We start from the raw sequence: 24,839 nt of genomic DNA on the forward strand, positions 1-24,839 counted from the left end.
ATGACAACCCTTATCAACGATGATCTGGTGCTTCTTGACGCCAATCTCGGCACTGATACCACCTCGGTCATCCGCAATTTGGCCGAGCTCATCGCAAAAACCGGCCGTGCCGCCGAGGTAGAAGGCCTGTTCGCCGACGCCCTCGCCCGCGAGCAAAAGACCGCAACCGGCGTCCCGGGTGGCATCGCCATCCCGCATTGCCGCTCCGAGGCTGTGCTTGAACCGACCCTCGCCATGGCACGCCTGAACCCGGCTGTTGACTTTGGCGCCAAGGACGGCCCGGCCGACATCATCTTCTTCATCGCCGCCCCCGCAGGCGCCGACAACGAACACCTCAAGCTGCTCTCCAAGCTGGCCCGCTCCCTCATTAAGAAGGACTTCACCGCGGCCCTGCGCGCAGCAAAATCCCCGGCAGAGATCGTTGCCCTGGTCGAAGGCGCCCTGGCGGACAAGCCTAAGGCGGCAACGCCAACACCGGCCCCGGTCGCTCAGGGCGCAGCCGGTTCCACCGATCCCGGCGCCGCCGGGGCCGCCGCTGCCCCCGCAACCCGTCAGAAGCGCCTTGTTGCTGTGACGGCGTGCCCTACGGGCATTGCCCACACCTACATGGCCGCCGATTCACTGGTTTTGGCCGCTCAGGAAGCCGGTGTTGACCTGCAGGTGGAGACCCAGGGTTCCGGTGCTGTGACTCCGTTGGATCCCGCCGTAATCGCGGCCGCAGATGCTGTGATCTTCGCCGTCGACGTGGATGTTCGCGGCAAGGAACGTTTTGCCGGCAAGCCGCTCGTCAGTTCGCCCGTGAAGCGCGGAATCGACGAGCCAGCCAAGATGATTCAGGAGGCAATTGCCGCCTCGGACAACCCGAATGCCCACCGCGTGCCGCATTTTGGCGCGGAAGAGAATGCAGAAAACAGGGCTGAGGCCTCGAGCGAAAGCCTCGGCGCCAAAATCAAGAAGGTCCTGCTGACCGGCGTCAGCTACATGATCCCGTTCGTGGCTGGTGGCGGCCTGCTGATCGCACTTGGCTTCCTGCTGGGTGGCTTCCAGATTCCAGACTTCGCGGACAAGATCCTGACCGGCAATAGCTTGGCCAATCTGCCCACCGACTACCCTGAACAAGCGCTGGGCCCGCTCGGAGCATACCTAGGTGCCGTGGCATTCAAAATTGGTAGCCTTTCCATGGCCTTCTTGGTCCCGGCCTTGGCCGGCTACATTGCCTTCGGCATCGCCGACCGCCCCGGCATCGCACCCGGTTTCACGGCCGGTTCCATTGCCGTGTTCATGGGCGCCGGCTTCCTCGGCGGCCTGGTGGGCGGCATCTTGGCAGGCCTCGCGGCCTACTGGATCGGCAGCTGGAAGGTCCCGCGCTGGCTGCGTGGCCTCATGCCTGTGGTCATCATCCCGCTGTTGGGTTCCATCCTCGCTTCAGGGGCCATGCTCCTATTCCTTGGTTCACCGATTGCTTCACTCTCTGACGGTCTAAATAGCTGGCTGACAGGCATGACTGGCGCATCCGCCGTCGTGCTGGGCATTATTTTGGGCCTCATGATGTGCTTCGACTTGGGTGGTCCTGTCAACAAGGTGGCCTACGCGTTCGCAGTGGCCGGGCTCGGTGCGGGTAGCCTTGCCGCCCAGGCTCCGTGGGAAATCATGGCCACGGTTATGGCCGCCGGCATGGTTCCGCCGTTTGCCATGGCGCTGGCTACCGTGCTCGATAAGAAGCGCTTCTCCCTGGCTGAGCGTGAAAACGGCAAGGCAGCATGGTTGCTGGGCGCCTCATTTATCACCGAAGGCGCCATCCCGTTCGCCGCTGCCGATCCCCTGCGCGTCATCCCGGCATCAATGCTGGGCGGCGCCGTCACTGGCGCCATGACCATGGCCTTCCACGTGACCTCGCAGGCTCCCCACGGTGGATTCTTCGTCTTCTTCGCCATCGGCAACCTGGCCATGTTCGCCGTGTCCATCCTGGTGGGCACCGTGGTCGCCGCGCTGGCAGTCGTAGCGCTGAAACGCTGGGCTGTTCGCAAGCCCGTTGATACCCTTGCAGCAACGCAGCCTGCCACCCAGGCCGCCTAGGCCCTGGCCATGATTGTCGAAGGAGCTACTGTGCAGAACTTTGTTGGAGTCGGAGTCTTCCGCGGCCGGGTCATTGGCCCGGTCCGGCACATGCCGCCAGCCCTCACCGAGCCTCCCGCTGGTGAAAAGTTGGAAGGTTCGACGACGCCCGAGGCTGCCGCTGCATCCCTCAAGACTGCTGGGGCAACCGTGAAAGAGCAGCTCCTGGAGCGTGCTGGCCGGGCTGAAGGCGCCGGGAAGGACGTTCTTGAGGCCACAGCCCTGATGGCGACCGATCCCATGCTGATCAAGGCCGCCATCAAGTTGGTCAAGACCGGCACCTCGGCTGAGCGGGCCATCTGGGAAGCCGGCGATTCGGTAGCCCAGATGCTCACCAACTTGGGCGGTTACATGGCCGAACGCTCCCACGATGTGTTGGATGTGCGTTCGCGGATTGTGGCCGTGCTTCGAGGTGTGCCCGCCCCGGAAATCCCTGATTCCGCTGAACCGTTCATTCTGCTTGCCGAGGACCTGGCCCCTGCTGACACGGCCACCCTTGATCCCGCAAAGGTCATTGCGCTGGTCACGGCAGGAGGTGGGCCGCAGTCACACACAGCCATCATTGCTCGCAGCTTAGGGCTACCGGCGGTTGTTGCCGCTGCTGGGGTGCTCGGAGTTGCCGACGGCGACGTGGTCTTTGTGGACGGCTCTGCCGGGATTGTGAGCACTGAACCAGCCGATGCCGAACATGCTGCCGTAGCGGTATGGCAGGAAAAGGCTTCGCTACTGAGCGTCTTTGACGGTGTGGGACAGCTTGCCGACGGTACGCTAATCCCACTGTTGGCCAATGTTGGCGGGGCGAAAGATGCTCAGGAGGCTGCTGCCGCCAACGCCCAAGGTGTGGGTCTGCTGCGCACAGAATTTTGCTTCCTGGGCAACAGCACCGAGCCCAGCCACGAGGATCAGGTGGCCGCCTATAAGGGCGTCTTCGAGGCTTTCCCGGGCAAAAAGGTTGTTGTGCGCACGCTCGATGCTGGCGCCGATAAACCACTGCCGTTCCTCACTGACACCACAGAGCCCAACCCTGCCCTGGGTGTGCGTGGTTACCGTACAGATATCACCACTCCGGGTGTTTTGGCCCGTCAGCTGGCTGCTATTGCCGATGCCGCTGGGTCTTCCCAGGCCGAGGTGTGGGTCATGGCACCGATGATTTCAACACCTGCCGAGGCAGCTGACTTCGCCGCGCTGTGCACCGCAGCCGGACTGCGCGTTCCGGGGGTCATGGTGGAAGTTCCTTCCGCAGCCCTCACGGCCCGGCACATTCTGAACCATGTGGAATTTGCCAGCCTCGGCACCAACGACCTAACCCAGTACGCCATGGCGGCCGACAGGCAACTGGGGCCGCTCGCGGCTCTGAATGATCCCTGGCAGCCAGCCGTACTGGCCCTGATTCAGGCAACTGTCGAAGGAGCTGTCGAGCAGGCTAGGCACTCAGCATCGCTGGAGACGTCGGCGCCCAAGCCGGTTGGTGTGTGTGGGGAGTCGGCCGCGGACCCGGCCCTCGCCGTCGTGCTTGCCGGTTTGGGAGTCAGTTCCTTGTCCATGACGCCGCGGGCGCTACCGGCCGTGGCTGCCGTGTTGCGCACCGTTTCGCTCGCCGAGGCTAAAGTGTTGGCATACCGGGCGGTGGGGGCCTCCTCCGCTGCCGAAGCCCGCGAGCTGGTCAGGGCAGGGCTGCCGGCCCTCGCCGAGCTGGGGCTCTAAGCGACTTTTATTCAGTACTTGTTTTATTCATTACCTGCTTGAGGAGAGAATCATGATTGAACGTACCGCCACCATTGCCAGCACTGTGGGACTGCACGCCCGCCCGGCATCGATCTTTGCCGAGGCCGCCGGCGAGCTGGACGCCGAAGTGACCATTGCGCGCGTGGGCGATCCCATCGAGGACGCGGTGGACGCCGACAGCATGCTCGCCTTGATGAGCCTCGGCATGGAGTTCGGCGAAGTTGTTGTGCTGCGCACCGACGACGACTCTGCAGGCGCCGCTTTGGACTTCTTGGTTACCATCCTTGAGACAAACCACGACGCCTAGCCCCCACGTTCCAAGAACCCCGTCACTGTAACCATTTTTGGTTGCAATGGCGGGGTTTTTTGCCCTTGACAGCACCCGGTTTCAGGGGTGAAAATATCCCATCTGCTAGAATTTATGGTCTGCCCGTAGCGATGCAGCAGGAAGTCGCAAGCAAATGAACTCCTTTAAGGGGATGAACAAATGCCCATAGACCGAAGCATGACTCAACCGGAACCAGGTGTTAAGGACCCCGCAGATCACCCGCATACCCGGCCGAAAAGGTCCCGTGTGCCCAAACTCAAAAAACGCCGGCTCGGCGTCGATGACGTCAATATTGTTGATGCCCCAATGCTCAAAAAAGCACTGGGCGGCACCGTTGTTGGAAACACCATGGAATGGTACGACGTCGGTGTCTTCGGATACCTCATCGCCACCATGGGACCAGTATTTCTGCCTGAGGCAGACCCAGATGTTCAGACCTTGTTCCTGCTGGGGACCTTCGCGGCCACCTTCTTGGCCCGGCCGCTCGGCGGCGTGGTCTTCGGCTGGCTCGGAGATAAAATCGGGCGTCAAAAGGTGCTCGCCACGACCTTGATGGTCATGGCTGCTTCAACTTTCGCCGTGGGGCTCCTGCCCGGATACGCGCAAATCGGCATCTGGGCTGCGGCCCTGCTGGTCCTGCTCAAACTGGTTCAAGGCTTCTCCACCGGTGGTGAGTATGCTGGCGCCACCACCTTTGTGAGCGAATACGCTCCGGACAAGCGCCGTGGCTACTTTGCCAGCATCTTGGATCTTGGGAGTTACCTGGGATTCGCCATTGGTGCCGCCATGGTCTCGGTGTTGCAGTTGACTCTGGGCCAGGAGGTCATGGAGCAGTGGGGTTGGCGTGTGCCGTTCCTCATCGCAGGGCCCTTGGGCTTGATTGCCATTTACTTCCGCATGAAGATCGAGGAATCACCTCAGTTCCAGGCCACTCTGGATGCTAATGAGGAGGCGTCCAAGTCCGCTGCAGCCAGCGACGAGGACTCCTCAAACGGGCCGGTTCATCTGGTCAAGGTCTACTGGCGGCAGGTGCTGCTGGCCATGATTCTTGTGGCAGCAGCCAACACGGTAGGCTACGCTCTCACCTCCTATATGCCCACCTACCTGACGGATTCAATGGGCTACGATCCAGTCCATGGAACATTGCTGACCATCCCCATTTTGGTCGTCATGGCCTTGTGTATTCCACTGACCGGTAAATTGTCGGACCGTATTGGACGCCGCCCGGTACTTTGGGTTGGCGCTGTGAGCACCGTGGTACTGGCCGTCCCTGCCTTCATGCTCATTGCCGTGGGCCCCGTCTGGACCACCATGCTTGGTCTGGCATTGATTGCCTTCCCGGTAACCTTCTACGTCTCCAACCTGGCATCATCCTTGCCAGCGTTGTTCCCCACGTCCAGCCGTTACGGTGGCATGGGAATCTCCTACAACTTTGCCGTGGCCATCTTTGGCGGTACCGCTCCGTTCATCATGAAGGGTCTAATCACCCTCACCGGCAACGAACTGATGCCGGCCTACTATCTGATGCTGACCTCCGCCATTGGCGTTGTGGGTATCTACTTCCTGCGTGAATCTGCACAAAAGCACCTGCCTGGCTCCATGCCAAGCGTGGCCACTGTCCAGGAAGCTCAGGAACTGGTGAAGTCGCAGGACGAGAATCCGCTGTTGGACATGGATTACCTGCCCTTTGACGAATCCTACGAGCCGCCCACCCCAGGCACTGGTATCCCGGTCACCGTGGGCCGCCCGGAGTCTGAGGGGTAATCCCCACCCGGTTCACCCCGGAGTTCATGGCCGAGAGCGTGCCATGGTGCCTAGTGCCCCAAGAGTTCGGGGTCCTCGCCACCATGGCACGCTCTCGATTTAACTCGGTTTAATCAGCGTCCGCGATTGCCAGCTGCGGCAGCCACGCTGTCGGGGACCAGCTTGGCCAACGCCATGAGAGTGGCGTAGCGCTTGGACGGGATCGACACCGCTTTGCCCACTGCGTTATCGGCGAGGCCTTCACGCACCACTTGCTCGGCGTTGAGCCACATCCACGGCTTCACACCTTTCATATCAGCGCCCATGCGTTGGTGGAACTCGGTGTGCACAAAACCGGGGCACACGGCGGTTACTTTCACGCCGCGCGGGCCGTAACGCAGGTTCGCGAAACGGCTGAAGCTGACACCCCAAGCCTTAGCCGCCCCGTACGTGCCGCGCGGGATAAACGCTGAAACGCTTGAAACATTGATGATGCGTCCCGCCCCGCGCTCCAACATTCCGGGCAGCACGGCATGGGTGAGTTCCATAGGAGTCTGAGCCAAGATACGCAGGTGCGCTGTTTCTTCTTCAACAGAGTTCTTCTCGAAGGCTTTCACCAGACTGAAGCCGGCGTTGTTCACCAGCATCGAGACTGGCCGCTGCGGGTCCGTCAGCCGAGCGCTGACGGAAGCGACGCCGTCGTCCGTAACAAGGTCAGCTGGCAGAATCTGAACATCAATACCAAAGTCGTTGCGCAGGCGCACCGCCTTTACCTCGAGGCGGGCGGCATCACGGGAGACCAGCACCAAATCATGCTGGGAACGGCCAAGCTGCTGGGCAAATTCAGCACCCAGCCCGGACGTTGCGCCGGTAATCAGTGCCACGGGGCGGTCCATTTAGGCCTCCTCATGGGAATCAGGGGAATCAGGGAAATCAGGGAAATCAGGGAAATCGGTGTACTGCAGGTACGGTTCCGGATGTTTAGCCAGGAACCTCGCCACGTAACTGCAGTGCGGGATGATACGTTTTCCGGACGCCACCACGTCATCCAAGGCATAGCGCGCCAAGACCTTGGCCAGGCCCTTTCCCTCAAAACCGGGCTCACCAACGGTATGGAGCAGATCGATATGGCCGGGCAGATCCGCGAAGGTTATGGTCACGGCCAATTCCTCCGCCGAGAACAGCTCATAGCGGTGCAGAGCGTCATTGCGGCTCATGCGCACGGTGGCGTCGAAAGGGTCGGATTCCAGGGTTTCGTTCACACTCATAGAGCGAGCTTGGCACACCGGACAAGCCGTGGCAACAGCTGGCCGGCGCCCGTTTCCTATCTCCTAAAGCGCCCTCCTTAGGCGCGCGCGCCGCCCTGCCACAGAGCGGTGAACGGTGCGCCCGACGCCACACGGTTCTTGATGCCCTCGGTGACGAAAGCCTTGGCCGTCCGGGCCGCCTCCAGCGGGGTTGCGCCCTTGGCAAGTTCGGCCGTCACGGCTGCGGCGAGCGAGCAGCCGGCACCTGAGACAGCAACTTCGCCAACCTTCGGCGCGGAGAGCACTTCCAGCGTTTCCCCGTCAAAGAAAACGTCGACGGCGTCATCGCCTTCCAGCCGCACCCCACCCTTGGCCAGGACTACCGCGCCGGAGAGTTCGTGGATCTTGCGGGCAGCAGCCTTGAGGTCTTCAACATTGTTGATTTTCAAGCCGGAGAGGGACTCGGCTTCGAAGTGGTTGGGCGTGACAAAGGTGGCCAACGGCAGAATCTGGGCCTTCAGCGCCTGATCGGTGTCCAGTGCGTGGCCCGGCTCCTGGCCCTTGCAGATCAGTACCGGGTCCAGGACCACGTTCTTGAACGCGGCAGCCTTGAGCGCCGTCTCCACAGTGGTGATGGTGGCAGGGCTGCCCATCATGCCGATCTTGACTGTGTCCAGCGTGGTGGGTGCGCCGGAAGCGGCACCATAGGCCGCCGTCGTAGCTTCCAGCTGGTCGGCAATGACCTGCTGATCCACCGGCACAAAGCGGTGGTTCCAGTTGTTCTTGGGATCAAAGGAAACGATGCAGGTGAGGTTCACAATGCCGAAGACGCCCAGTTCCTGGAAGGTCTTCAGATCGGCTTGGGCGCCGGCACCGCCTGTCGCTTCGGAACCGGCGATGGTCAGGGCAAGAGCGGGGGCATGGATAGTCATGGAACTATCTTGCCACTTCGCCGCGCTCTACCAATGTTCGCGTTACGGCGGTAGATTCAGGAATGTCGTGAGAAATTCTCCCCTCAGCCCAAGGAGCGCCCCGTGGACACCGATTCAACAGCTGTAGTTTTCATTGAATTCCAGAATGATTTCACCTCTGAGGGAGGTGTTTTGCACGGGGCGGTCAAGGACTCCATGGAAGCCAACGGCACCCTCGATAATGCAGCGAAAGTGCTGGCCGCAGCACGGGCAGCCGGAGCCACGGTGATCCACTCCCCCATCAGCTTTGCGCCTGGTTACAACGAGATCGCCAAGCATCCCTACGGCATCCTTAAGGGCGTGGTAGACGCCACGGCGTTTGTAAAGGGAGCCTGGGGCGCTGAAATCATGGACAGGTTTGCTCCGGAGGAATCCGACATTGTTATTGAAGGCAAGCGAGGCCTGGACGCCTTTGGCAGCACCAACCTCGATTTCATCCTGCGAGCCAAAGGCATCAAGACCGTGGCACTGGCAGGATTCCTCACCAACTGCTGCGTGGAATCCACTATGCGCACAGCGTACGAGCGTGGCTACAACGTGGTGACCTTGACCGACGCCGTAGCCGCCACCAGCGTCGAAGAGGGCGAGTCCGCGGTCAAGTTTGATTACCCCATGTTCTCCACGCCGACCACATCGGATGAGTTCATTGCTGCGCTCGACTCTGCCGGCACACTCGAGGACTCTTCGCGAGGCTACTAGCGGGACCTGGCCCCGAGGCCACCAAAACGCCGCAGTAGCGGGTTAGCGGCCAAAACAAAAAAGAGCCGCAGGTCAGAATCACTAAAAGTGGTTCTGACCTGCGGCTAAGTCGGTGGGCCCTGCGGGGCTCGAACCCGCGACCCACGGATTAAAAGTCCGATGCTCTACCAACTGAGCTAAAGGCCCGACCTAACGACAACTAGCGTAGTAATGTTTCCATCCCTGCAAAAGTTGACGCATATTAGACTACCGCACGGCAAGCACCAGAATGCAATCGCGCCACGGTTACTTCCTCACAGCCACTGTTGGGATCACCGTCTTCCACAGACTTCCACAGATTGCTGGCTAGCGAACCCCATTCTCTCGACCCGGCCGGGCGGCGAGGGGTAGTGTCGTGTCATGAATGATCGACCAGCCACCAACGTCCCCCGCCCGCACAAGCCGGTGCCGTTCTCACCGGCCGACTTTGAAAGCTACGCCGGGGGCATCGATCCGGCCCGTGTCTCCGAGGCGGCCCATCTTGCCGCCCGTGCCCTGGTCAGTGGCGGCCGGGAGAGCAACGATCCTGCCGTCACCAAGCGCCTGGTCAAGCTGGCGGATAAGCAGGGTCTGGAAGCCATCGCCGAATTGTGGGCAGCCAGCCCGGCCCGCTCGCTCCCTGGCGCCCTCTGGCGTCTCTACGCGCTGCGGGCCGCAACACTGCAGGATCCTGAAGGCATCAGCGTGTTCTTCCGTGCCGGGCAGCAGCGAGCTCAAGTGGCCAATGCTGTAGCCGGTGTTGCCGAGCCGCCCGGCGCCGAAGAAATCACCGTCATGGCTAACGCCATTCTTTCCGGCGCGTTCGACGGCGACTTCGACGTTGCGCTTGACCGTTCCGCGGCGTTCTGCCGAGTTGTCGCCTTGGGACAAGCCACCCTCGCTGCCGAACGTGAAGCTGCCCACACCGAGCATGCCTCGGCACTGACTAAAAAAGCCCACCAATTGGTGCGAACTGCGGAGGATCTCGAGGGTGCCGCCACCTCGTGGCGCAAGGGCGAACTGGACTAATCAACTCTCTGAAACTGTCTCTGGTTGATACCCCGGTTGACAGTCGGGGCCGGACGTAGAAGACTGAAAGTGGTGTCGAACCGTGGAACCCCCGGGCTCCATTTTATAGCCGCCTAGAGCGGCCCAGTGCCGAGAGGCGCTCCCGGTTCGACACCACTTTTTTGCCCTGGAGATGCCCGGATTTTTTCCTATCCAATCCGCTAAAACAAAGGTCTCGCCGTGAAGTTGCGACTTTTCCCCCAAGAGACTGCAGGGTTGCAGGCACTGGCCCAAATGTCAGAGCATATCTTGGCAGGTACACAGACCCTGGCAGAGCTGTTGGGCGCTGGCAGGGCTGGCTTCGGCCCCTTGACTGAATCGTTGCGGAAGCAAGAAGCGGAATCAACCGCAAATTTCTCCACCCTCTTGACGACCATGCGCACCAGCTTCGTCAACCCGCTCCCCCGCGAAGACCTGTACACGCTGGGCCAGCTCCTGAACGAAACCAGTGAATTTCTCACAGGAGCAGGCGAACTGATCGAACTCTACGTTCTTGACCGCATTCCCACCCGTATGAGTGATCAGTTGGAAATCCTCGCCCGACAGGCGGAACTAACCACCGCTGCGATGAAATCCCTCAACGATCTGGATGGCCTTGAGGACTACTGGTTGGAGGTGCTGCGGCTAGCCAAACGAGCCGACCACACCCATCGAGTGGTCGTCGCAGAATTGCTGGATTCCCACAGCGCCACAACGTTTACAAAATATCGCAGCCTGTCTGACCAATTGGCCGCAGCCAGCCGTCAGATGCGGACGGTAGCTGCCCAAGTGGGCAGCATCATCGTCAAGGAATCCTGAGATTGATCGCGTTCCTGCTCGGTGCCGTGATCGTCTCGGCCGCAGTTTTTGCGTTTCTGAACGGTTTCCGCGATGCCTCTGCCGCCGTCGCCCTTTCCGTGCGTACCCGCGCCCTGACAGCGAATGTAGCGGTCCTGTTGGCAGCCCTTTTCAACTGCTTGGGCGCCCTAGCAAGCGTGGCGCTAACAACTATTTTTGCGGATAAACTTTTCATCGTCCCGAATGGCAAGGACGGCCTGATCCTGCTGCTGGCGGCTCTCATCTCTGCCTCTTTGTGGGGTATTTACCTGTGGTGGCGGGGCTTTCCGTCGTCATCGACCCATGCCCTGATCAGCTCGTTGGTGGGCGCATCATTGGGCTCGGCCGTTATTGGTCACCGTCCCCTCGATGGCCTCACTGTCACCATGTGGTCACTGGTTGTGCTGCCGCTACTCATCTCCCCGCTGATGGCCTTTGTGCTGGGATTCGCGGCGGTTTACCCCACGTCCTGGGCGGCGCGGAATATGGCCCCGAACAGGGTCAACCGGCGCGCCCGGCAGCTTCAGTCAGTGGCCGGGGCTGCTGTGGCGTTTGGGCACGGACTCCAAGACGGCCAGCGCACGACGGCGGTTGTCCTGTTCGCGCTGGTGGCCGCTGGTTCCATTGGGGCTGGCGAACTGCCCATGTGGGTCCCGATCTTCACTGCGGTGTTGTTGGCGCTGGGCACCTTGTTTGGCGGCTGGCGGATCTCCTACACCCTGGGCCACCGGCTGGTACGGGTGGATCCGATGCGCGGTTCCGTGGCCCAGATGCTCAGCGCCGGGCTGTTGTTCATTGGTGCGATGGTGCTCCACATGCCGTTGTCCACCACGCACGCGGTCACCGCAGCCATTGCTGGGGCCGGCGCGAATCAGCGCTTCGCTGCCACCAATGGGCGGGTATTGATCCACATTGCGAGGGCCTGGATCGCCACCCCTGTGGTCTGCCTGGCGCTCGGGGCCGTGTTCTTCCTAGCTCTCTCGCCGCTGGCCTAACCGCCGGGCATTCCCTAGCCGCCAGGCAACCCACACGGTCTCCCTATGCGCCACTTCCCTTATGCGCCAAACTCACGCCGGATCTGACGCACAACAGACTCTGCGCCGAACCCACGCCAGGTCCAGCGCAAAAGGGAACCTCGGCGGTAGCCCGCCTAGCTATGGGTTAACCAAGTACGACGGCGACACTCACCTGTGTGGTGAGTGTCGCCGTCGTACGTGGGAGTGCCGCAGAGCAATTGCTCAGCCCGGCGAGTGGTGCTTATCCGAAGCGGCCGGAGACGTAATCTTCGGTGGACTTCTCGGCAGGGTTGTTGAAGATGGTGGCCGTGTCGGCGTACTCAATGAGCTTGCCGGGCTTGCCGGTGCCGGCGATGTTGAAGAATGCGGTCTTGTCGGACACGCGGGCGGCCTGCTGCATATTGTGGGTCACGATGACCACCGTGTACTCGTCCTTGAGCTCGTTGATGAGGTCCTCAATGGCGAGCGTGGAGATGGGGTCCAGGGCGGAGCAGGGCTCATCCATGAGGATCACGTCCGGGGATACGGCGATGGCGCGCGCAATGCAGAGTCGCTGCTGCTGACCACCGGAAAGGCCGGAGCCGGGCTTCTCGAGGCGGTCTTTGACCTCGTTCCACAGGTTGGCACCGCGCAGTGACTTCTCGACGAGGTTGTCGGCGTCGGACTTGGGCATGCGACGGCTGTTGAGCTTGACGCCGGCCAGCACGTTGTCGCGGATGCTCATGGTGGGGAACGGGTTGGGGCGCTGGAAGACCATGCCGATCTGGCTGCGGACCGTCACCGGGTCAACGCCGTCGCCGTACAGGTTGTCGCCGTCGAGCAGGACCTTGCCCTCCACACGGGCGCCGGGGATGACCTCGTGCATGCGGTTCAGGGTGCGCAGGAAGGTGGACTTGCCACAGCCGGAGGGGCCAATGAAGGCCGTGACGGACTTTGCTTCGATGCTGATGTTGACGTCTTCAACGGCGCGGAAGTCGCTGTAGTAAACGTTCAGATCGGTAACGTCAATGCGTTTTGACATGGTGGGTTTTCCGTTCAGAAGAATTTAGCGGCCGGTCTTCGGCGCAAAGATGCGCGCGACCAGGCGGGCACCAAGGTTGAGGAGCATAACAAGGATGATCAACAGAAGTGCTGCGGCCCAGGCACGCTGAGTTGAGGGGTCAGCGTTCGACGGCGAGGTGGGCGTCATGATCTGAGTGTAGATAAAAGTGGGCAGCGAGGACATCCATCCGGCAAAAACATTCATGTTGATGCTGCTGGCGAACCCTGCGGTGACCAACAGCGGAGCCGTCTCACCAATGACTCGGGCAATGGCCAAGGTGACGCCGGAGGCAATGCCGGAGATCGCCGTGGGAATGACCACCTTGGTGATGGTCCGCCACTTGCGCACACCCAGTGCGTAGGCGGCTTCGCGCAGTTCGTTGGGCACAATCTTGAGCATTTCCTCGCTGGAGCGCACTACCACCGGGATCATCAGCACTGAAAGTGCGACGGCGGCCACGAACCCGGTTTTGGTCCCTGGCCCCATGATCAGGGCAAAGAAGGCTGCTGCGAACAAGCCAGCGACAATGGAGGGGATGCCTGTCATGACGTCAACCAGGAACGTGATGACCCTGGAGAACTTGTTGTCTGCACTGTATTCCACCAAGTAAATGGCTGTCATCAGACCCACGGGCACCGAAATCAGGGTGGCCCAGAGGGTGATCAGCACGGAGCCAACCAACGCGTGGTAAACGCCACCGACAACCGGTGTGCCATTCGCGACGGAGGCGTTGTCGACGGCTCCCGTCACGCCGTTCATTGAGGTGCTGAGGAAGCCGGAGGTCAGCAAGCCGGGAACACCGTTGACTAGAACGGTCCAAATCACTGAGACCAACGGAAGCAAAGCGATCAGGAAGGCCCCGTACACCAGAGACGTGGCCAACTTGTCGACAGCCTTGCGGCGTCCTTCAACCAGGGCTGAGCTGATGACGTTGCCCGCAGCGAAGAAAATAGCTGAGAGTACGCCCCACCCAAAGGTGTTGAAGCCAATGAGTGACATGAGCGCGGCGGCGATGATGATAGCCGCCGCTGCGATCACATAGGGGGTGTAGCGTGGCAGGCGGCCGCGGGTGAGGGCGGACCGTTTGCGTTCGGTCATGAGCGTGGCCATTAGTTGGCTCCCGAGAATTCTTTGTGGCGGTTGATGATCCAACGGGCCACCATGTTGACCGCCAGAGTGATGAGGAACAGCACCAGGCCGGCGGCGATGAGTTCATGCATGCGCAATCCGAAAGCCTCAGGGAAGTTGAGGGCAATTTCGGCGGCAATAGTTTGGTTTCCGGAGCGGATCAAAGATGCGATCAGCGGTCCGGAGGAAAGCACCAAGGCTACCGCCATGGTCTCACCGAGTGCACGGCCAAGGCCCAGCATGACGGCGCTGATGATGCCGCCACGGGCGAAGGGAAGAACAGCCATACGGATCATTTCCCACCGGGTAGCACCTAAAGCCAACGCCGCTTCCTGGTGCAGCATGGGTGCCTGCAGGAAAATCTCCCGAGTCAATGAGGCAATGATGGGCAGTACCATGACGGCAAGAACAATGCCTGCCGTCAAAATGGTCTTTCCGGTACCGGAAGCAGGTCCAGCAAAAATCGGAATCCAACCGACGTTCTCGGCCAGCCAGGCGTACGGTCCTTTGAGCGAGGAGGCCAGAAAGCTCGCGCCCCAAGCACCGTAGATAACCGAGGGGATAGCAGCCAGCAAGTCCACCACATAGCCCAAGACACGCGCCAAGTTGCGCGGAGCGTAGTGCGAGATGAACAGCGCAACCGCCACTCCGATGGGCGTAGCGATGAGCAAGGCGATCGTGGCGGCGATCAGAGTACCAATGACAATCGGGAAGATGTAGGAGAAGAACCCCTCACCTCCGGTGATGTCGGCAGATGCCGCGCCAAAAGTCGGCAGGGCCTGGACAACCAGGAACAGGGCCACGGCAAACAGCACGGCAACGATCAGCGCACCCGCGGTCAAGGCCGCACCGGAGAAAACTTTATCTCCGATGCGGCCTGACCCGGCTTGCCCAGCTCCCGTTTTGGGTACGAGCTTTGTGGTGGACAATTCAGTACTTTCTATTGAAGCTTAGTTACTGACGCTTACTTTGCGACGCTGATGGAATCGATCGAAGCCTTGGCCTTGGTAGCCAGTTCAGCCGACAGGGGCGCGCTCTTGGCGGCTTCTGCGGACTGCTTCTGACCTTCATCACTCAGGACAAAGCTGCCGAAGGCCTTGACCAGGTCGGTGGTCGCCTGATCAGGGTAGTGAGCGCAGAAGATACCGTAGGAAACGAGGATGGCCGGGTAAGCACCAGCAACGGTGGTCGCGCGGTCCAACTTCAAGGAGAGGTCGTTAGCCGAACGGCCTTCAACGATCGTTGCCGCGTCAACGGCCTTGGCTGCTGCATCTGCAGAAACAGGAACGAATGCGTCGCCAACCTTCAGCGCAACCTTGCCCAGTGCGTCGGTGACGGCTGAGTCATCGGCGTAGGTGACGGCGCCAGCGGTCTCGGTGACGGTCTTGACGACACCTGAGGTGCCCTTGGCGTTCTCACCCGGGAGTGCTGCAGGCCAGTCGCCGGACTTCTTGTCGGTCCAGACCGTGGAGGCAGCTGCTGCCAAGTAGTCGGTGAAGTTCTCTGTGGTGCCCGAGTTATCCGAGCGGTGCACGGGGGTGATGGCCAGATCCGGCAGTGTAGCGTCCGGGTTGGCGGCCTTGATGGCTTCGTCGTTCCAGTTCTTGATGTCGCCGCGGAAGATCTTGGCGATCGTGTCGGCGTCAAGCTTGAGCTCCTTGACGCCTTCAATGTTGAACGCCACAGCGATCGGGGAAATGTACCAAGGGATGTTGATGGCGCCATCGGGGCCGCACTTTTCCTGGGCGGAGGCGAGTTCTTCGTCCTTCAGGTAAGCGTCGGAGCCAGCGAACTGTACTGCGCCTGCAATGAGGGCCTTGCGGCCTGCGCCGGAGCCTTCAGGGGAGTACTGGATCTTGGCGTCGGAGTTCGTGGACTCGAAGCCGGCCTTCCAAGCATCCATGGCTGCTGAGATGGAGCTGGCGCCCGTTCCGGTCAAGGTTCCGGTAACGGAGGGCCCGGCAGGTGCAGAGGAGCTGCCGCCGTTGCCCGATTCCACTACGTTGTCCGTGCCGCATGCTGTAAGTGCCAGTGCGCCGACGGTGAGTACTGCTGCCACGCGGCCAATGTGAAGTGACTTCACGCTTTTACCTCTTCGATGGGTTGCATTTCGATTCATTACTCTTCGAGAGTAGGAGGCCGAGGTAAAGCCATGGCCCCGCTTAGGTGAACGGAGGGTTAACGATCCGCGGATTCTCCTAAATCATGTGCGATGTCGGTCACGTTCAGAACATTTTTGAGGCATCATCACCTTCGGAGCCCTAGGAACTTGACGCAGCTCACTTCAAAAGTAGTTGTCCTGAAGCAACCACTTATATATAGTTGACACCAATCAACCATTTTCTTCACTTTTTGGAGCTTTTTTGTCTCAGAAAATATCCATCGCGAAGGCAGCTCCTGTGCTGAGCGAATCAGGGATGAGCCACCGTCAGGTGATGCAGTCACTGACGGGCCTACTCATGGGCATGTTTGTCTCGATCCTCGCCGGAACCGTCGTCTCCACTTCACTGCCCGTCATCCTTGCGGACCTCAATGGCAGCCAGACTGCCTACACCTGGGTGGTTACCGCAACCTTGCTGGCCACTACCATCTCCACCCCCATCTGGGGCAAACTCGCTGACTTGACCAACCGCAAGCTGCTCCTGCAACTGTCATTGCTGATCTTCGTCATCGCATCAGCCATTGCAGGTTTCTCCCAAGACACCTCGATGCTCATCACCATGCGCGTCTTCCAGGGCCTCGGTGCCGGTGGCTTGACGGCCTTGACCCAGATCGTCATGGCCGACATCATTTCTCCCCGCGAGCGCGGCAAGTACATGGGCCTGTTCGGTGCCGTCATGGCACTGGGAACCGTGGGTGGCCCACTGATTGGCGGCTTCATCACGGACGCCATCAACTGGCGCTGGAACTTCTTCGTTGCTCTGCCGTTTGCCGTGATCGCTATCATCTTGATTCAAAAGACCCTGCGTCTGCCGGTTCAGCCCAAACGCAAGGTCTCCATTGACTATGCGGGCATCGTCCTTCTGACCGCTGGCGTCTCGCTGCTGCTGATCTGGGTAACACTAGCTGGAACCCAGTTCGAATGGCTTAGTACGCCTAGCTTCTTGATGGTGGGCGGCGCCATCGTGGCACTGATTGCCTTCGTTATCGTGGAACTCAAGTCCGCCGAGCCGATCTTGCCGCTGACCATGTTCCAGAACAGCACCTTCACCTTGTCCGTAATCGCCTCCATCTCGGTAGGCGTGTCCATGTTCGGAACCTCCGTCTTCCTAGCCCAGTACATGCAGCTTGCCCGCGGCGCCAATGCCACCCAGTCAGGTCTGATGACCATCCCCATGATGGCCGGCCTGCTGATCATCTCCACCATTGCCGGTGCCATGATCTCCAAACGAGGCAAGTGGAAGGCCATCATGGTGGTGGGTTCAATCCTGCAGCTCGTGGGCCTCTTTGCTCTCAGCACCATTCACTACGACACCAACTTCATCCTGGTATCCCTGTACATGTTCATCCTTGGCGCAGGCCTGGGCATGGTCATGCAGAACCTGGTGCTGATCGTTCAGAACGCTGTCACCCCACAGGAAATCGGCGTAGCAAGCTCGGGCATCGCCTTCTTCCGCTCCTTGGGCGGCACCATCGGCGTCTCGGTTCTGGGCGCCCTCATGGCCACGAAGGTCGCGGACCTATTGGCCGGCAAATCTGCCGAACTTCAGGCAGCAATCGCCGGGCTTGGCGAAAAGGGCAAGGACATTGCTACGGCTCTGGCCAGCGGCAACATCCCTGCCGTGCACAGCCTGCCGGACTCAGTGCGCATCATTATCGAATCGGCCTACGGAGATGCCGTGGGACATGTATTCTTCATCGCCGCACCCTTGAGTATTCTGACAATCCTCGCCATTGCCTTCCTGCCAAACCTCGAGCTGAGCAGCCAGACCCGTGAGGAACGCGCCAAGAGCGACGCCGAAGCTGCCACCGCCCTCTCCCTCGTGCAGGAAGCCGAGCAGGTGCTGGTCGATGTCAGTGAAGCCTCCGTGGCGCTCACGCCAAACGCTGAAGAACTCACGGCTCGCAAATGACCGGCCCCAGCGCATCAGGCGGCGTCGCACCGGATGAAACGAAAAAAACGGCCAACACAGTCGGTGCGGAAGTAAACGAGGAAAGCATTGCCGAGGCTGTCAAGTCCGTCCAGCAACAAATTGGAACGTTGCTGGTCCGAGCCAGGAAGAGCATTGCCACCCGAGCGGCAATCATCCATCCCGAGCTCAAGCCAATGGGCTTTTCGGCAATGATGGTCCTCTCCCAACGCGGCCCCGTGCATCAGCTAACGCTGATGCAGATTCTGGACGCCGACAAGGCCGTCGTCAGCCGTCTGTTGAAACAGCTGGAAGGGCTGGGACTGATTACCCGTAGGGCAGATCCCGCTGACGGGCGGGCGATGATTGTGGCGCTGACTCCCGAAGCCTACGAACGCTTCGAAATGGCACAGGATAGTTCCCGCCAAAAACTGTTCGACCGGCTGTCCCAGTGGGAGGTGAGCGAGGTCCGCCAATTCGCAGCTGTCATGGCACGCTTCAACGAAGATCTGGACTGAGCACACAGACCAAGCGCATCATCCACTAATCAGGGAGCGGCCACCCGGTAGCAGCCAGTAGCTGCAACCGGGTGGCCGCTCTTGGCGCATAGACTAGGCACCATGCCAGAGTCAGCCCAGGCACCGTCAACCCGCTCTGCCGAAACAGTCATTTTCCTGAAGCGGCGCGCCCGCTTGGGCCTGCGCCGAAGCGTCAACTCTGTTCTGCCGGCGTTGGTGATGGCCGTCTGCGCCGTGTCCGCCTACTACTTCTCGGAATTGGTGCTGGGCCACCAAGGCCCCCTGTTTGCGGCCACCAGTGCCATTATTGCGTTGGGATTCTCGCGGGACCCGCGCCTGCGCCGAGTGCTGGAAGTCGGCTTGGGTTGCACTATTGGCATTGCCGTTGGTGATCTTTTGCTGCATTGGCTCGGTGCCGGCATCTGGCAGGCAGCCTTGGTACTGTTCCTATCCATCCTGTTGGCTCGATTCCTGGACAGCGGCGCCATTTTCACCACCCAGTTGGCCTTGCAATCCCTCCTTGTGGTGTTGCTGCCCATCCCGACTGGCGGACCGTTTACGCGCAGCCTAGACGCGGTTGTGGGCGGCTGCTTCGCGCTAGCTGCCACATTCTTGCTCCCCCGGGATCCACGCCGCGAGCCCAAGGACGATCTCAAGGAAGTCCTCAGCGAGCTCTCCCTCGTCCTGCGGGAGTGCGCCTCCGCCGTTTCCTACAACGATTCCACTACCGCGTGGCATGCCCTGGTCCGCGCCCGCAGCCAGCAAACCCGCATCGACGCCATGCGCCAGGGCCTGCACGGTTCCGTTGAAATCGCCCGACTCTCACCCATGTACCGCCGTCACCGGGAGGAAGTGGAGGGCTTGGCGAAGCTGATGGTGCGGGTGGATTACGCCATGCGTTCAAGCCGGGTCTTGGCTCGGCGGCTAGCCAGTGTCATCAACAATGCAGCGTTGTCCGACGCCGGATCCATGCACCTGGCCGATGTCCTCAGCGAGACCGCTTCCGCTGTGGATGAGCTGGGCGCGGCCCTCTCTGACACCAAGTCCCGTTCCACTTTGAGCCACGCTCGGGACGCCCTGGCCGATATCGCCACCCGCCTGCACCCCTCCACGCTGGAAATTACGCGCATGGAGGGCGAAGCGGTGGTGCTGCTGTTCCGAACCCTCATGGTGGACCTGCTGGAGGCTGCAGATATGGAGCCTTCCGAGGCCCGCTCCGTGCTGCCGGATCTCTAGCCGCCCCTGAAAGTTCGACGCCGGGCACCTCACCCGTGTGCCCCGGTGCGCCCCGGGAGCACCCAGCCATCTCCCCTCGCTGCGCCAGCCATCTAGCCAGCCAGTGTCAGCCCCCGGCAGTAGGCTGGAACCATGGCAACAAAGAACGCAAAAACTAACTCGGGACAGAACTTCCGTTGCACGGAATGCGGCTGGACCGCCGTTAAATGGGTGGGACGCTGTGGCGAATGTCAGGCCTGGGGCACCCTGGAAGAGATCGGTACTGTCACCGTCAGGACCACCGCTGCCACCACGGTGGTGCGGCCGGCCCAGCTGATCTCCGAGGTCGACGCCTCCCAGGCTGCCCACAATCTGACGGGCATACCCGAGCTGGACCGCGTCTTGGGCGGCGGCATGGTGCCCGGCGCCGTCATCTTGCTGGCGGGGGAACCCGGCGTCGGCAAGTCCACGCTGTTGCTGGATGTGGCGGCAAAGTTTGCCCGCAATGACCATGGCCAGGCACCGCAGAAGGTGCTCTATCTGACGGGTGAGGAATCAGCAGCCCAGGTGAAGCTACGCGCCGAACGCATTGGCGCCGTCGCGGACACCCTGTATCTGGGTGCCGAGACGGACCTTGGCACCGCACTGGGCCAGGTTGAAGCGGTACAGCCGGCCTTGCTGATCGTGGATTCGGTGCAAACATTCAGTAGCGCCATGATCGACGGTGCCGCTGGCGGGGTGTCGCAGGTCCGCGAGGTGGCGGCCTCGCTCATTGCCGCCGCCAAACGCCTGAATATGACCACTCTCCTCGTGGGCCATGTGACCAAGGACGGTTCCATTGCCGGACCCCGTCTACTGGAGCATTTGGTGGACGTTGTCTGCCAGTTCGACGGCGAACGCCACTCCCGTCTACGCCTGTTGCGTGCCGTGAAGAACCGGTACGGGCAGACCGATGAGGTGGGCTGCTTTGACTTGACGGACAGCGGCATCGAAGGGCTGGCCGATCCCAGCGGCCTCTTCACTTCCCGTACCTCGCAACCCGTTTCCGGGACCTGCATCACCGTCACCATGGAAGGACGCCGTCCCTTGCTCGCCGAAGTACAGGCGCTGCTGACCCCGGCTCTGGGATCCCAGCCGCGGCGCACGGTCAGCGGTCTGGATTCCACTCGAGTGGGCATGTTGTTAGCCGTCCTGCAGCAGAGGGCCGGGTTGCGGTTGGACGCTGACGATAGTTTTGTGGCCACGGTTGGCGGAGCACGACTGAGTGAACCGGCCATGGATCTGGCGGTGGCGTTATCCATTGTTTCGGCAAAGACCAACAAGATTGTCCACCCCAAGATGGTTGCCTTCGGTGAGGTGGGATTGGCCGGCGAGGTGCGCCCGGTGCCAGGGATCAATCAACGCATCCAAGAGGCCAGCCGTTTGGGCTACACCCACGCACTGGTACCGCTAAGCACTGCCGGTCCCGGCCCAATTCCCCCAGACTTCACGGTGAAGCAGATCGAGCACATAGCCGAGGCAACGGAGCTGCTGCTGCACCTTTAGGAGCTTTTATTGGTCGAAAAGACACGGATAGGTCAAGATGCGCGCGTCCAGCAGCGCTGCGAGCCAGAAAGGTGTAGGGCGCCCAGTATTATAGAGTCAGTGACTTGTGCGGATTCCCGCGCTTGAAAAGAAGGAACCGCCCATGATTCGCAGCCCCGAAGAGGCCTTGAAAGCCACGCTTGCCCGTGTCGCGCCTGGTACTCCGCTGCGTGATGGTTTGGAACGCATTCTTCGAGGCCGCACGGGAGCACTCATTGTGCTCGGTTCCGACAAAACCATTGACAGCCTGTGCTCTGGCGGTTTTGAAATCGGCATAGACTTTGCCCCCACGAGTCTTCGAGAGCTGGCCAAAATGGATGGCGCCATTGTCTGCGACAAGGACGTCACCAAGATCATCCGGGCGGCAGTGCAATTGGTCCCGGACCCCAGCATTGAAACCCAAGAGTCCGGCACCCGGCACCGTACGGCTGAACGAGTCGCTATCCAGACGGGCGTCCCGGTAGTTTCCGTCAGCCAATCCATGCAGATCATTGCCCTTTACGTTGACGGCCTGCGCTACGTACTGGAAGGGTCAGAAAAGGTGCTGGCACGAGCCAACCAGGCACTGGCCACTTTGGAACGGTACAGGGCCCGGCTGGATCAGGTGACCAGTTCATTGTCGGCACTTGAAATCGAGGCCATGGTCACGGTCCGCGACGTGGCTGTCACCTTGCAGCGTCACGAGATGGTGCGACGCATTTCCGAGGAGATCGCCCAGTACGTGCTGGAACTCGGCGTTGACGGACGGCTGCTGTCGCTCCAGCTAGAAGAGCTTTCCACCACGCGCGGCTCCGGCGCTGACATGGTGATCCGCGACTACACTGACCCGGAAACAACAGATGTTGATGCAGCTGTTGCTGCCTTGCAGGAGATCGATCAGGCCGATCTTATTGACCTGAGCTTGATTGCTGGCGTGGTTGGCCTGGTCACTGGCCATGATTCTCTCGATGCCATCATTCAGCCGCGCGGCTACCGTCTGGTTTCGGGCCTCAAGGCTGTCCCGCGCGCCATTGCCGGGCGTCTTGTTGACCACTTTGGTGGCCTGCAGAATCTGATGGCAGCCACGATTGATGAACTCATGATGGTTGATGGCATTGGCGAGCTGCGGGCCCGCAATGTGCGTGAAGGCCTCTCCCGCATCGCCGAGGCCAGCCTCTTGGACCGCTTCCTCTAACTGCCACCGGCGGCCGTTGCCCAGACTGCACACGCAGCTAAGGCCGGTTTCATTACTGCAGGTTCTCCGTCACTGCAGTGTGAACGGTACCTTCTGGCTAGACCATTTCCCTAACGTCGCCACAAGGACGTAAGTGGCCCCGCCACGGCCTGGTTCAGAGACCACCTTGGCGCACTCCGGTGCCGTGCGTTTCAGGTGCCACACCATATTGGCTTTTTCCGATGCGCCCGGGGCCAGATTTTTTACCAAATCTGTGGCTTCTGTTTGGCAAAATTTGGAGTTGAAAATGATGTCATCGCCGCTGGTGATCACGAATTCCATCTGGCTCGTGCCCACGTTGATATCGCAATGGGCTTTGCCGGAATTGGTCACTTGCAATGTCATGACAGGCAGTTCTTCGGCGGCGTAGCTTTCCTTATCCATGCTGGCGCTGACCTTGATCCCGGCCTCGTCGCACACTGCCGACGGCGGTGTCCCCACCTTTGCAGGCTGCTTGGCTTGCTCGGTACTACTGTTCCCTGCCGCACCGCTCTGGGTGTCATCTTGGGCGTTGGCACCAAACAATCCCGCCACAAAGAATCCGCCAACCACTAAAGCGGCAATGACCAGCAGTGCCATCACGCCCGCTACGATGCGGCGCCGTCGGTACACCTTGGCGGAAACTTTGGGCTTCCCGGTAGCTTTGCCTGCTGGCCTCGCCACGGGCTTAGCCACGGGCTTGCCCGCAGACTTACCCGCAGACTTACCCGCAGGCGCGGAAGAGGATCCCTTGCCGCGTCCGGAGTTGCCTGTTGTGCCCATAAACTCAAGCCTAGCGAAGCAAGGGGCCTACCCCGACCAACCACGCCGTCAACCATCTTGCCGTGGCCCTTATCAGCTCCTGTAAGAGCACACTCCTTGCGATGAACCCTCTGGAGCCAATACGGCCGATGGACTCATGCACCGGCTCTCTTCGCTCATTTGCGTCCAGCGTGTGGGCTCGGAGTCGGCCCAGACTCACACCCGAATCCCCGCGCTCAATTCGACGCAGCGCTGGAAGGGAAATATTAGCCCCCTGTGCAGCTAGCGCTTGGCTCAGGCCCAGCATGATTCAGCATTGCCTCAAGTGCTCACCGATCTGGTCAGCGGTGTCTTGTGCTGAGGGAACCATGAAGTCCATCCACCTAATACTCCTTTCATGTTGCTTTACTGGAGATCTGCCAACGTCCAAGTTCACTTATTAGCCGAGCAGGAGCGTCCCCCCGCTCCTGCCTCGACGCGGCAGTGGATACCACTGTTGCAATTGCCTTCGCTGGGAGGAAGAACATACTCTGGAGGCGCTAAAGCGTGCGTGATCGACCCAGGCTCCACCGCCGTCGAATCTACTGCTCCACTGCGCCCACCCTTCCATGCCGCAAGGAAACCCATGACCGTCGCTGTTTCACCCAAGGTTCCGCCGGCCGCTCTGCACGAAATCATCAATACCTGGTTCCAGCACGAGGCCAGGGACCTGCCGTGGCGCCGCAACTGTTCAGCGTGGGGAGTCCTGGTCAGCGAGATCATGCTCCAGCAAACGCCGGTGGTCAGGGTGCAACCGGTGTGGGAGCAATGGCTGGCGCGTTGGCCAACCCCTACTGACTTCGCCGCAGCGCCGGCCGCCGATGTGCTGCGCGCCTGGGGCAAGCTCGGCTACCCGCGGCGAGCCTTGCGCTTGCATGCTGCAGCCGCGGAAATTGTTGATAAGCACGACGGCGCCGTCCCCGACAACTACCCGGAACTTCTGGCGCTTCCCGGCGTTGGCACGTACACGGCTGCCGCGGTTGCCGCCTTCGCCTTTGGCCGCCGCACCACGGTGGTGGACACCAATATTCGCCGCGTGCACGCCCGACTCATCATCGGCCAAGCCCTTCCAGCCCCGGCTCTTACGGCTGCTGAGACCACGCTGGCAACGAATTTGCTGCCCGAGGACGACGCCGAATCGGTCCTCTGGAATGCCGCCGTGATGGAACTAGGCGCTGTCATTTGCTCAGCCCGCAGCCCCAAGTGCGGGCAATGCCCAGTCTTCGAGCAGTGCGCCTGGATTGCCGCCGGCCAGCCCGAGCCCACCTACATCCCGAAAGGTCAACCCTGGGCCGGCACGGACAGACAAGTGCGCGGTGCTGTCATGGCAGTATTGCGGGCAGCCAGTTCGCCCATCCATGCCGACCTCTTGTGGGATGCGGAGGCGGCCAAGCTCCACGCCGAGGTGGCCCCTGAATTGGGCAAACTGCACAAGCTGAACACCCACGCGCCCCAGCTTGAGCGCGCTCTCGCTGGCCTAGTCGTCGACGGCCTCGCCCAACTCTCCGAAACCGGCTACCACCTGCCGGGATAGAGCGCTGCG

Annotated in this window: 23 protein-coding genes and 1 tRNA gene; 14 read left to right on the top strand and 10 right to left on the bottom strand. The window is 61.0% G+C overall.

Features of this window, described 5'->3' with window-relative positions:
- The 4 genes from AB0O97_RS09175 (at position 1) to AB0O97_RS09190 (ending at position 5,932) form a co-directional block, all read left to right on the top strand.
- Positions 1 to 2,076, top strand: a complete 2,076-nt coding sequence (locus AB0O97_RS09175; protein ID WP_363881885.1) for a fructose-specific PTS transporter subunit EIIC — start codon at positions 1 to 3, stop codon at positions 2,074 to 2,076.
- A 30-nt stretch (positions 2,077 to 2,106) separates the two neighbouring features.
- Positions 2,107 to 3,819, top strand: coding sequence for a phosphoenolpyruvate--protein phosphotransferase (ptsP, locus tag AB0O97_RS09180; protein WP_363881887.1), 1,713 nt, complete (start codon positions 2,107 to 2,109; stop codon positions 3,817 to 3,819).
- A gap of 52 nt (positions 3,820 to 3,871) precedes the next feature.
- Complete coding sequence (locus AB0O97_RS09185; protein WP_363881889.1) at positions 3,872 to 4,147, top strand: HPr family phosphocarrier protein; 276 nt, start codon at positions 3,872 to 3,874, stop codon at positions 4,145 to 4,147.
- A gap of 198 nt (positions 4,148 to 4,345) precedes the next feature.
- The gene (locus AB0O97_RS09190) at positions 4,346 to 5,932 is read left to right on the top strand and encodes an MFS transporter (protein ID WP_363881891.1); all 1,587 of its coding nucleotides are present in this window, start codon (positions 4,346 to 4,348) and stop codon (positions 5,930 to 5,932) included.
- A 113-nt stretch (positions 5,933 to 6,045) separates the two neighbouring features.
- On the opposite strand, the gene AB0O97_RS09195 is transcribed toward AB0O97_RS09190, so the two are convergent.
- The 3 genes from AB0O97_RS09195 to AB0O97_RS09205 form a co-directional block, all read right to left on the bottom strand.
- Positions 6,046 to 6,807, bottom strand: coding sequence for an SDR family NAD(P)-dependent oxidoreductase (locus AB0O97_RS09195; protein WP_363881893.1), 762 nt, complete (start codon positions 6,805 to 6,807; stop codon positions 6,046 to 6,048).
- On the bottom strand, positions 6,808 to 7,179 hold the full coding sequence (locus tag AB0O97_RS09200) for a GNAT family N-acetyltransferase (RefSeq protein WP_363881895.1): 372 nt from the start codon (positions 7,177 to 7,179) through the stop codon (positions 6,808 to 6,810).
- Positions 7,180 to 7,256: 77 nt separating this feature from the next.
- Complete coding sequence (locus tag AB0O97_RS09205; protein ID WP_363881897.1) at positions 7,257 to 8,090, bottom strand: hydroxymethylpyrimidine/phosphomethylpyrimidine kinase; 834 nt, start codon at positions 8,088 to 8,090, stop codon at positions 7,257 to 7,259.
- Between the two features lie 102 nt (positions 8,091 to 8,192).
- Between AB0O97_RS09205 and AB0O97_RS09210 the strand changes: the two genes are divergently transcribed.
- Complete coding sequence (locus AB0O97_RS09210) at positions 8,193 to 8,828, top strand: cysteine hydrolase (RefSeq protein WP_363842412.1); 636 nt, start codon at positions 8,193 to 8,195, stop codon at positions 8,826 to 8,828.
- Positions 8,829 to 8,941: 113 nt separating this feature from the next.
- Here the strand turns inward: AB0O97_RS09210 and AB0O97_RS09215 are convergent.
- Positions 8,942 to 9,014: transfer RNA gene (locus tag AB0O97_RS09215), tRNA-Lys, on the bottom strand.
- Between the two features lie 213 nt (positions 9,015 to 9,227).
- On the opposite strand from AB0O97_RS09215, the gene AB0O97_RS09220 reads away from it, so the two are divergent.
- The 3 genes from AB0O97_RS09220 to AB0O97_RS09230 all read left to right on the top strand — a co-directional run bounded on the left by AB0O97_RS09220 (position 9,228) and on the right by AB0O97_RS09230 (position 11,725).
- Entirely contained in the window at positions 9,228 to 9,875 is a 648-nt protein-coding gene (locus AB0O97_RS09220; RefSeq protein ID WP_363881899.1) for a hypothetical protein, read from the top strand.
- Positions 9,876 to 10,094: 219 nt separating this feature from the next.
- The gene (locus AB0O97_RS09225) at positions 10,095 to 10,712 is read left to right on the top strand and encodes a nuclease PIN (RefSeq protein ID WP_363842406.1); all 618 of its coding nucleotides are present in this window, start codon (positions 10,095 to 10,097) and stop codon (positions 10,710 to 10,712) included.
- 2 nt (positions 10,713 to 10,714) lie between these two features.
- Positions 10,715 to 11,725 (top strand): inorganic phosphate transporter, encoded by a 1,011-nt coding sequence (locus tag AB0O97_RS09230; RefSeq protein WP_363881901.1) that lies wholly within the window; start codon positions 10,715 to 10,717, stop codon positions 11,723 to 11,725.
- Between the two features lie 262 nt (positions 11,726 to 11,987).
- On the opposite strand, the gene pstB is transcribed toward AB0O97_RS09230, so the two are convergent.
- From pstB to pstS, 4 genes are read right to left on the bottom strand one after another with little or no spacing between them, the layout of a single operon-like run.
- A complete protein-coding gene (gene pstB, locus AB0O97_RS09235) occupies positions 11,988 to 12,767 on the bottom strand; it encodes a phosphate ABC transporter ATP-binding protein PstB (RefSeq protein ID WP_363881903.1) in 780 nt (259 codons plus the stop codon).
- Positions 12,768 to 12,791: 24 nt separating this feature from the next.
- Positions 12,792 to 13,898: a phosphate ABC transporter permease PstA gene (pstA, locus tag AB0O97_RS09240; RefSeq protein ID WP_363881905.1), complete on the bottom strand. Its 1,107-nt coding sequence runs from the start codon at positions 13,896 to 13,898 to the stop codon at positions 12,792 to 12,794.
- Positions 13,898 to 14,845 carry a phosphate ABC transporter permease subunit PstC gene (pstC, locus tag AB0O97_RS09245; RefSeq protein ID WP_363842395.1) on the bottom strand — a complete coding sequence of 316 codons (948 nt, stop codon included), beginning with the start codon at positions 14,843 to 14,845 and terminating at the stop codon, positions 13,898 to 13,900. Before pstC ends, pstA begins: the two co-directional genes overlap by 1 nt.
- A gap of 35 nt (positions 14,846 to 14,880) precedes the next feature.
- Positions 14,881 to 15,999 carry a phosphate ABC transporter substrate-binding protein PstS gene (pstS, locus tag AB0O97_RS09250; protein ID WP_363842392.1) on the bottom strand — a complete coding sequence of 373 codons (1,119 nt, stop codon included), beginning with the start codon at positions 15,997 to 15,999 and terminating at the stop codon, positions 14,881 to 14,883.
- Positions 16,000 to 16,333: 334 nt separating this feature from the next.
- On the opposite strand from pstS, the gene AB0O97_RS09255 reads away from it, so the two are divergent.
- The 5 genes from AB0O97_RS09255 (at position 16,334) to disA (ending at position 22,477) form a co-directional block, all read left to right on the top strand.
- On the top strand, positions 16,334 to 17,989 hold the full coding sequence (locus tag AB0O97_RS09255) for an MDR family MFS transporter (RefSeq protein WP_363882012.1): 1,656 nt from the start codon (positions 16,334 to 16,336) through the stop codon (positions 17,987 to 17,989).
- Positions 17,986 to 18,504, top strand: coding sequence for a MarR family transcriptional regulator (locus AB0O97_RS09260; protein ID WP_363881907.1), 519 nt, complete (start codon positions 17,986 to 17,988; stop codon positions 18,502 to 18,504). The genes AB0O97_RS09255 and AB0O97_RS09260 overlap by 4 nt, the downstream gene beginning before the upstream one ends.
- Positions 18,505 to 18,606: 102 nt before the next feature.
- On the top strand, positions 18,607 to 19,740 hold the full coding sequence (locus tag AB0O97_RS09265; protein ID WP_363842386.1) for an FUSC family protein: 1,134 nt from the start codon (positions 18,607 to 18,609) through the stop codon (positions 19,738 to 19,740).
- A gap of 132 nt (positions 19,741 to 19,872) precedes the next feature.
- Positions 19,873 to 21,264, top strand: a complete 1,392-nt coding sequence (radA, locus tag AB0O97_RS09270) for a DNA repair protein RadA (RefSeq protein WP_363881909.1) — start codon at positions 19,873 to 19,875, stop codon at positions 21,262 to 21,264.
- A gap of 142 nt (positions 21,265 to 21,406) precedes the next feature.
- Positions 21,407 to 22,477: a DNA integrity scanning diadenylate cyclase DisA gene (disA, locus tag AB0O97_RS09275; protein ID WP_363881911.1), complete on the top strand. Its 1,071-nt coding sequence runs from the start codon at positions 21,407 to 21,409 to the stop codon at positions 22,475 to 22,477.
- A 69-nt stretch (positions 22,478 to 22,546) separates the two neighbouring features.
- Here disA and AB0O97_RS09280 read toward each other — a convergent pair whose 3' ends face one another.
- Positions 22,547 to 23,278: a hypothetical protein gene (locus tag AB0O97_RS09280; RefSeq protein WP_363881913.1), complete on the bottom strand. Its 732-nt coding sequence runs from the start codon at positions 23,276 to 23,278 to the stop codon at positions 22,547 to 22,549.
- 10 nt (positions 23,279 to 23,288) lie between these two features.
- Entirely contained in the window at positions 23,289 to 23,564 is a 276-nt protein-coding gene (locus tag AB0O97_RS09285; RefSeq protein ID WP_363881915.1) for a helix-turn-helix transcriptional regulator, read from the bottom strand.
- 318 nt (positions 23,565 to 23,882) lie between these two features.
- On the opposite strand from AB0O97_RS09285, the gene AB0O97_RS09290 reads away from it, so the two are divergent.
- Positions 23,883 to 24,830: an A/G-specific adenine glycosylase gene (locus AB0O97_RS09290; protein ID WP_363881917.1), complete on the top strand. Its 948-nt coding sequence runs from the start codon at positions 23,883 to 23,885 to the stop codon at positions 24,828 to 24,830.
- Positions 24,831 to 24,839 lie beyond the last annotated feature (9 nt).

It is taken from the genome of Specibacter sp. NPDC078692 (genome assembly GCF_040686835.1).
Taxonomy (GTDB): domain Bacteria; phylum Actinomycetota; class Actinomycetes; order Actinomycetales; family Micrococcaceae; genus Specibacter.

Bases quoted from the DNA above. Each gene is read 5' to 3' on its own strand.
- AB0O97_RS09175 (WP_363881885.1), top strand. From the start codon at position 1: ATGACAACCCTTATCAACGATGATCTGGTGCTTCTTGACGCCAATCTC.
- AB0O97_RS09185 (WP_363881889.1), top strand. From the start codon at position 3,872: ATGATTGAACGTACCGCCACCATTGCCAGCACTGTGGGACTGCACGCC.
- AB0O97_RS09190 (WP_363881891.1), top strand. From the start codon at position 4,346: ATGACTCAACCGGAACCAGGTGTTAAGGACCCCGCAGATCACCCGCAT.
- AB0O97_RS09195 (WP_363881893.1), bottom strand. From the start codon at position 6,807: ATGGACCGCCCCGTGGCACTGATTACCGGCGCAACGTCCGGGCTGGGT.
- AB0O97_RS09200 (WP_363881895.1), bottom strand. From the start codon at position 7,179: ATGAGTGTGAACGAAACCCTGGAATCCGACCCTTTCGACGCCACCGTG.
- AB0O97_RS09205 (WP_363881897.1), bottom strand. From the start codon at position 8,090: ATGACTATCCATGCCCCCGCTCTTGCCCTGACCATCGCCGGTTCCGAA.
- AB0O97_RS09220 (WP_363881899.1), top strand. From the start codon at position 9,228: ATGAATGATCGACCAGCCACCAACGTCCCCCGCCCGCACAAGCCGGTG.
- pstB (WP_363881903.1), bottom strand. From the start codon at position 12,767: ATGTCAAAACGCATTGACGTTACCGATCTGAACGTTTACTACAGCGAC.
- pstA (WP_363881905.1), bottom strand. From the start codon at position 13,898: ATGGCCACGCTCATGACCGAACGCAAACGGTCCGCCCTCACCCGCGGC.
- AB0O97_RS09255 (WP_363882012.1), top strand. From the start codon at position 16,334: ATGAGCCACCGTCAGGTGATGCAGTCACTGACGGGCCTACTCATGGGC.
- AB0O97_RS09260 (WP_363881907.1), top strand. From the start codon at position 17,986: ATGACCGGCCCCAGCGCATCAGGCGGCGTCGCACCGGATGAAACGAAA.
- AB0O97_RS09265 (WP_363842386.1), top strand. From the start codon at position 18,607: ATGCCAGAGTCAGCCCAGGCACCGTCAACCCGCTCTGCCGAAACAGTC.
- radA (WP_363881909.1), top strand. From the start codon at position 19,873: ATGGCAACAAAGAACGCAAAAACTAACTCGGGACAGAACTTCCGTTGC.
- disA (WP_363881911.1), top strand. From the start codon at position 21,407: ATGATTCGCAGCCCCGAAGAGGCCTTGAAAGCCACGCTTGCCCGTGTC.
- AB0O97_RS09280 (WP_363881913.1), bottom strand. From the start codon at position 23,278: ATGGGCACAACAGGCAACTCCGGACGCGGCAAGGGATCCTCTTCCGCG.
- AB0O97_RS09285 (WP_363881915.1), bottom strand. From the start codon at position 23,564: ATGCTGGGCCTGAGCCAAGCGCTAGCTGCACAGGGGGCTAATATTTCC.
- AB0O97_RS09290 (WP_363881917.1), top strand. From the start codon at position 23,883: ATGACCGTCGCTGTTTCACCCAAGGTTCCGCCGGCCGCTCTGCACGAA.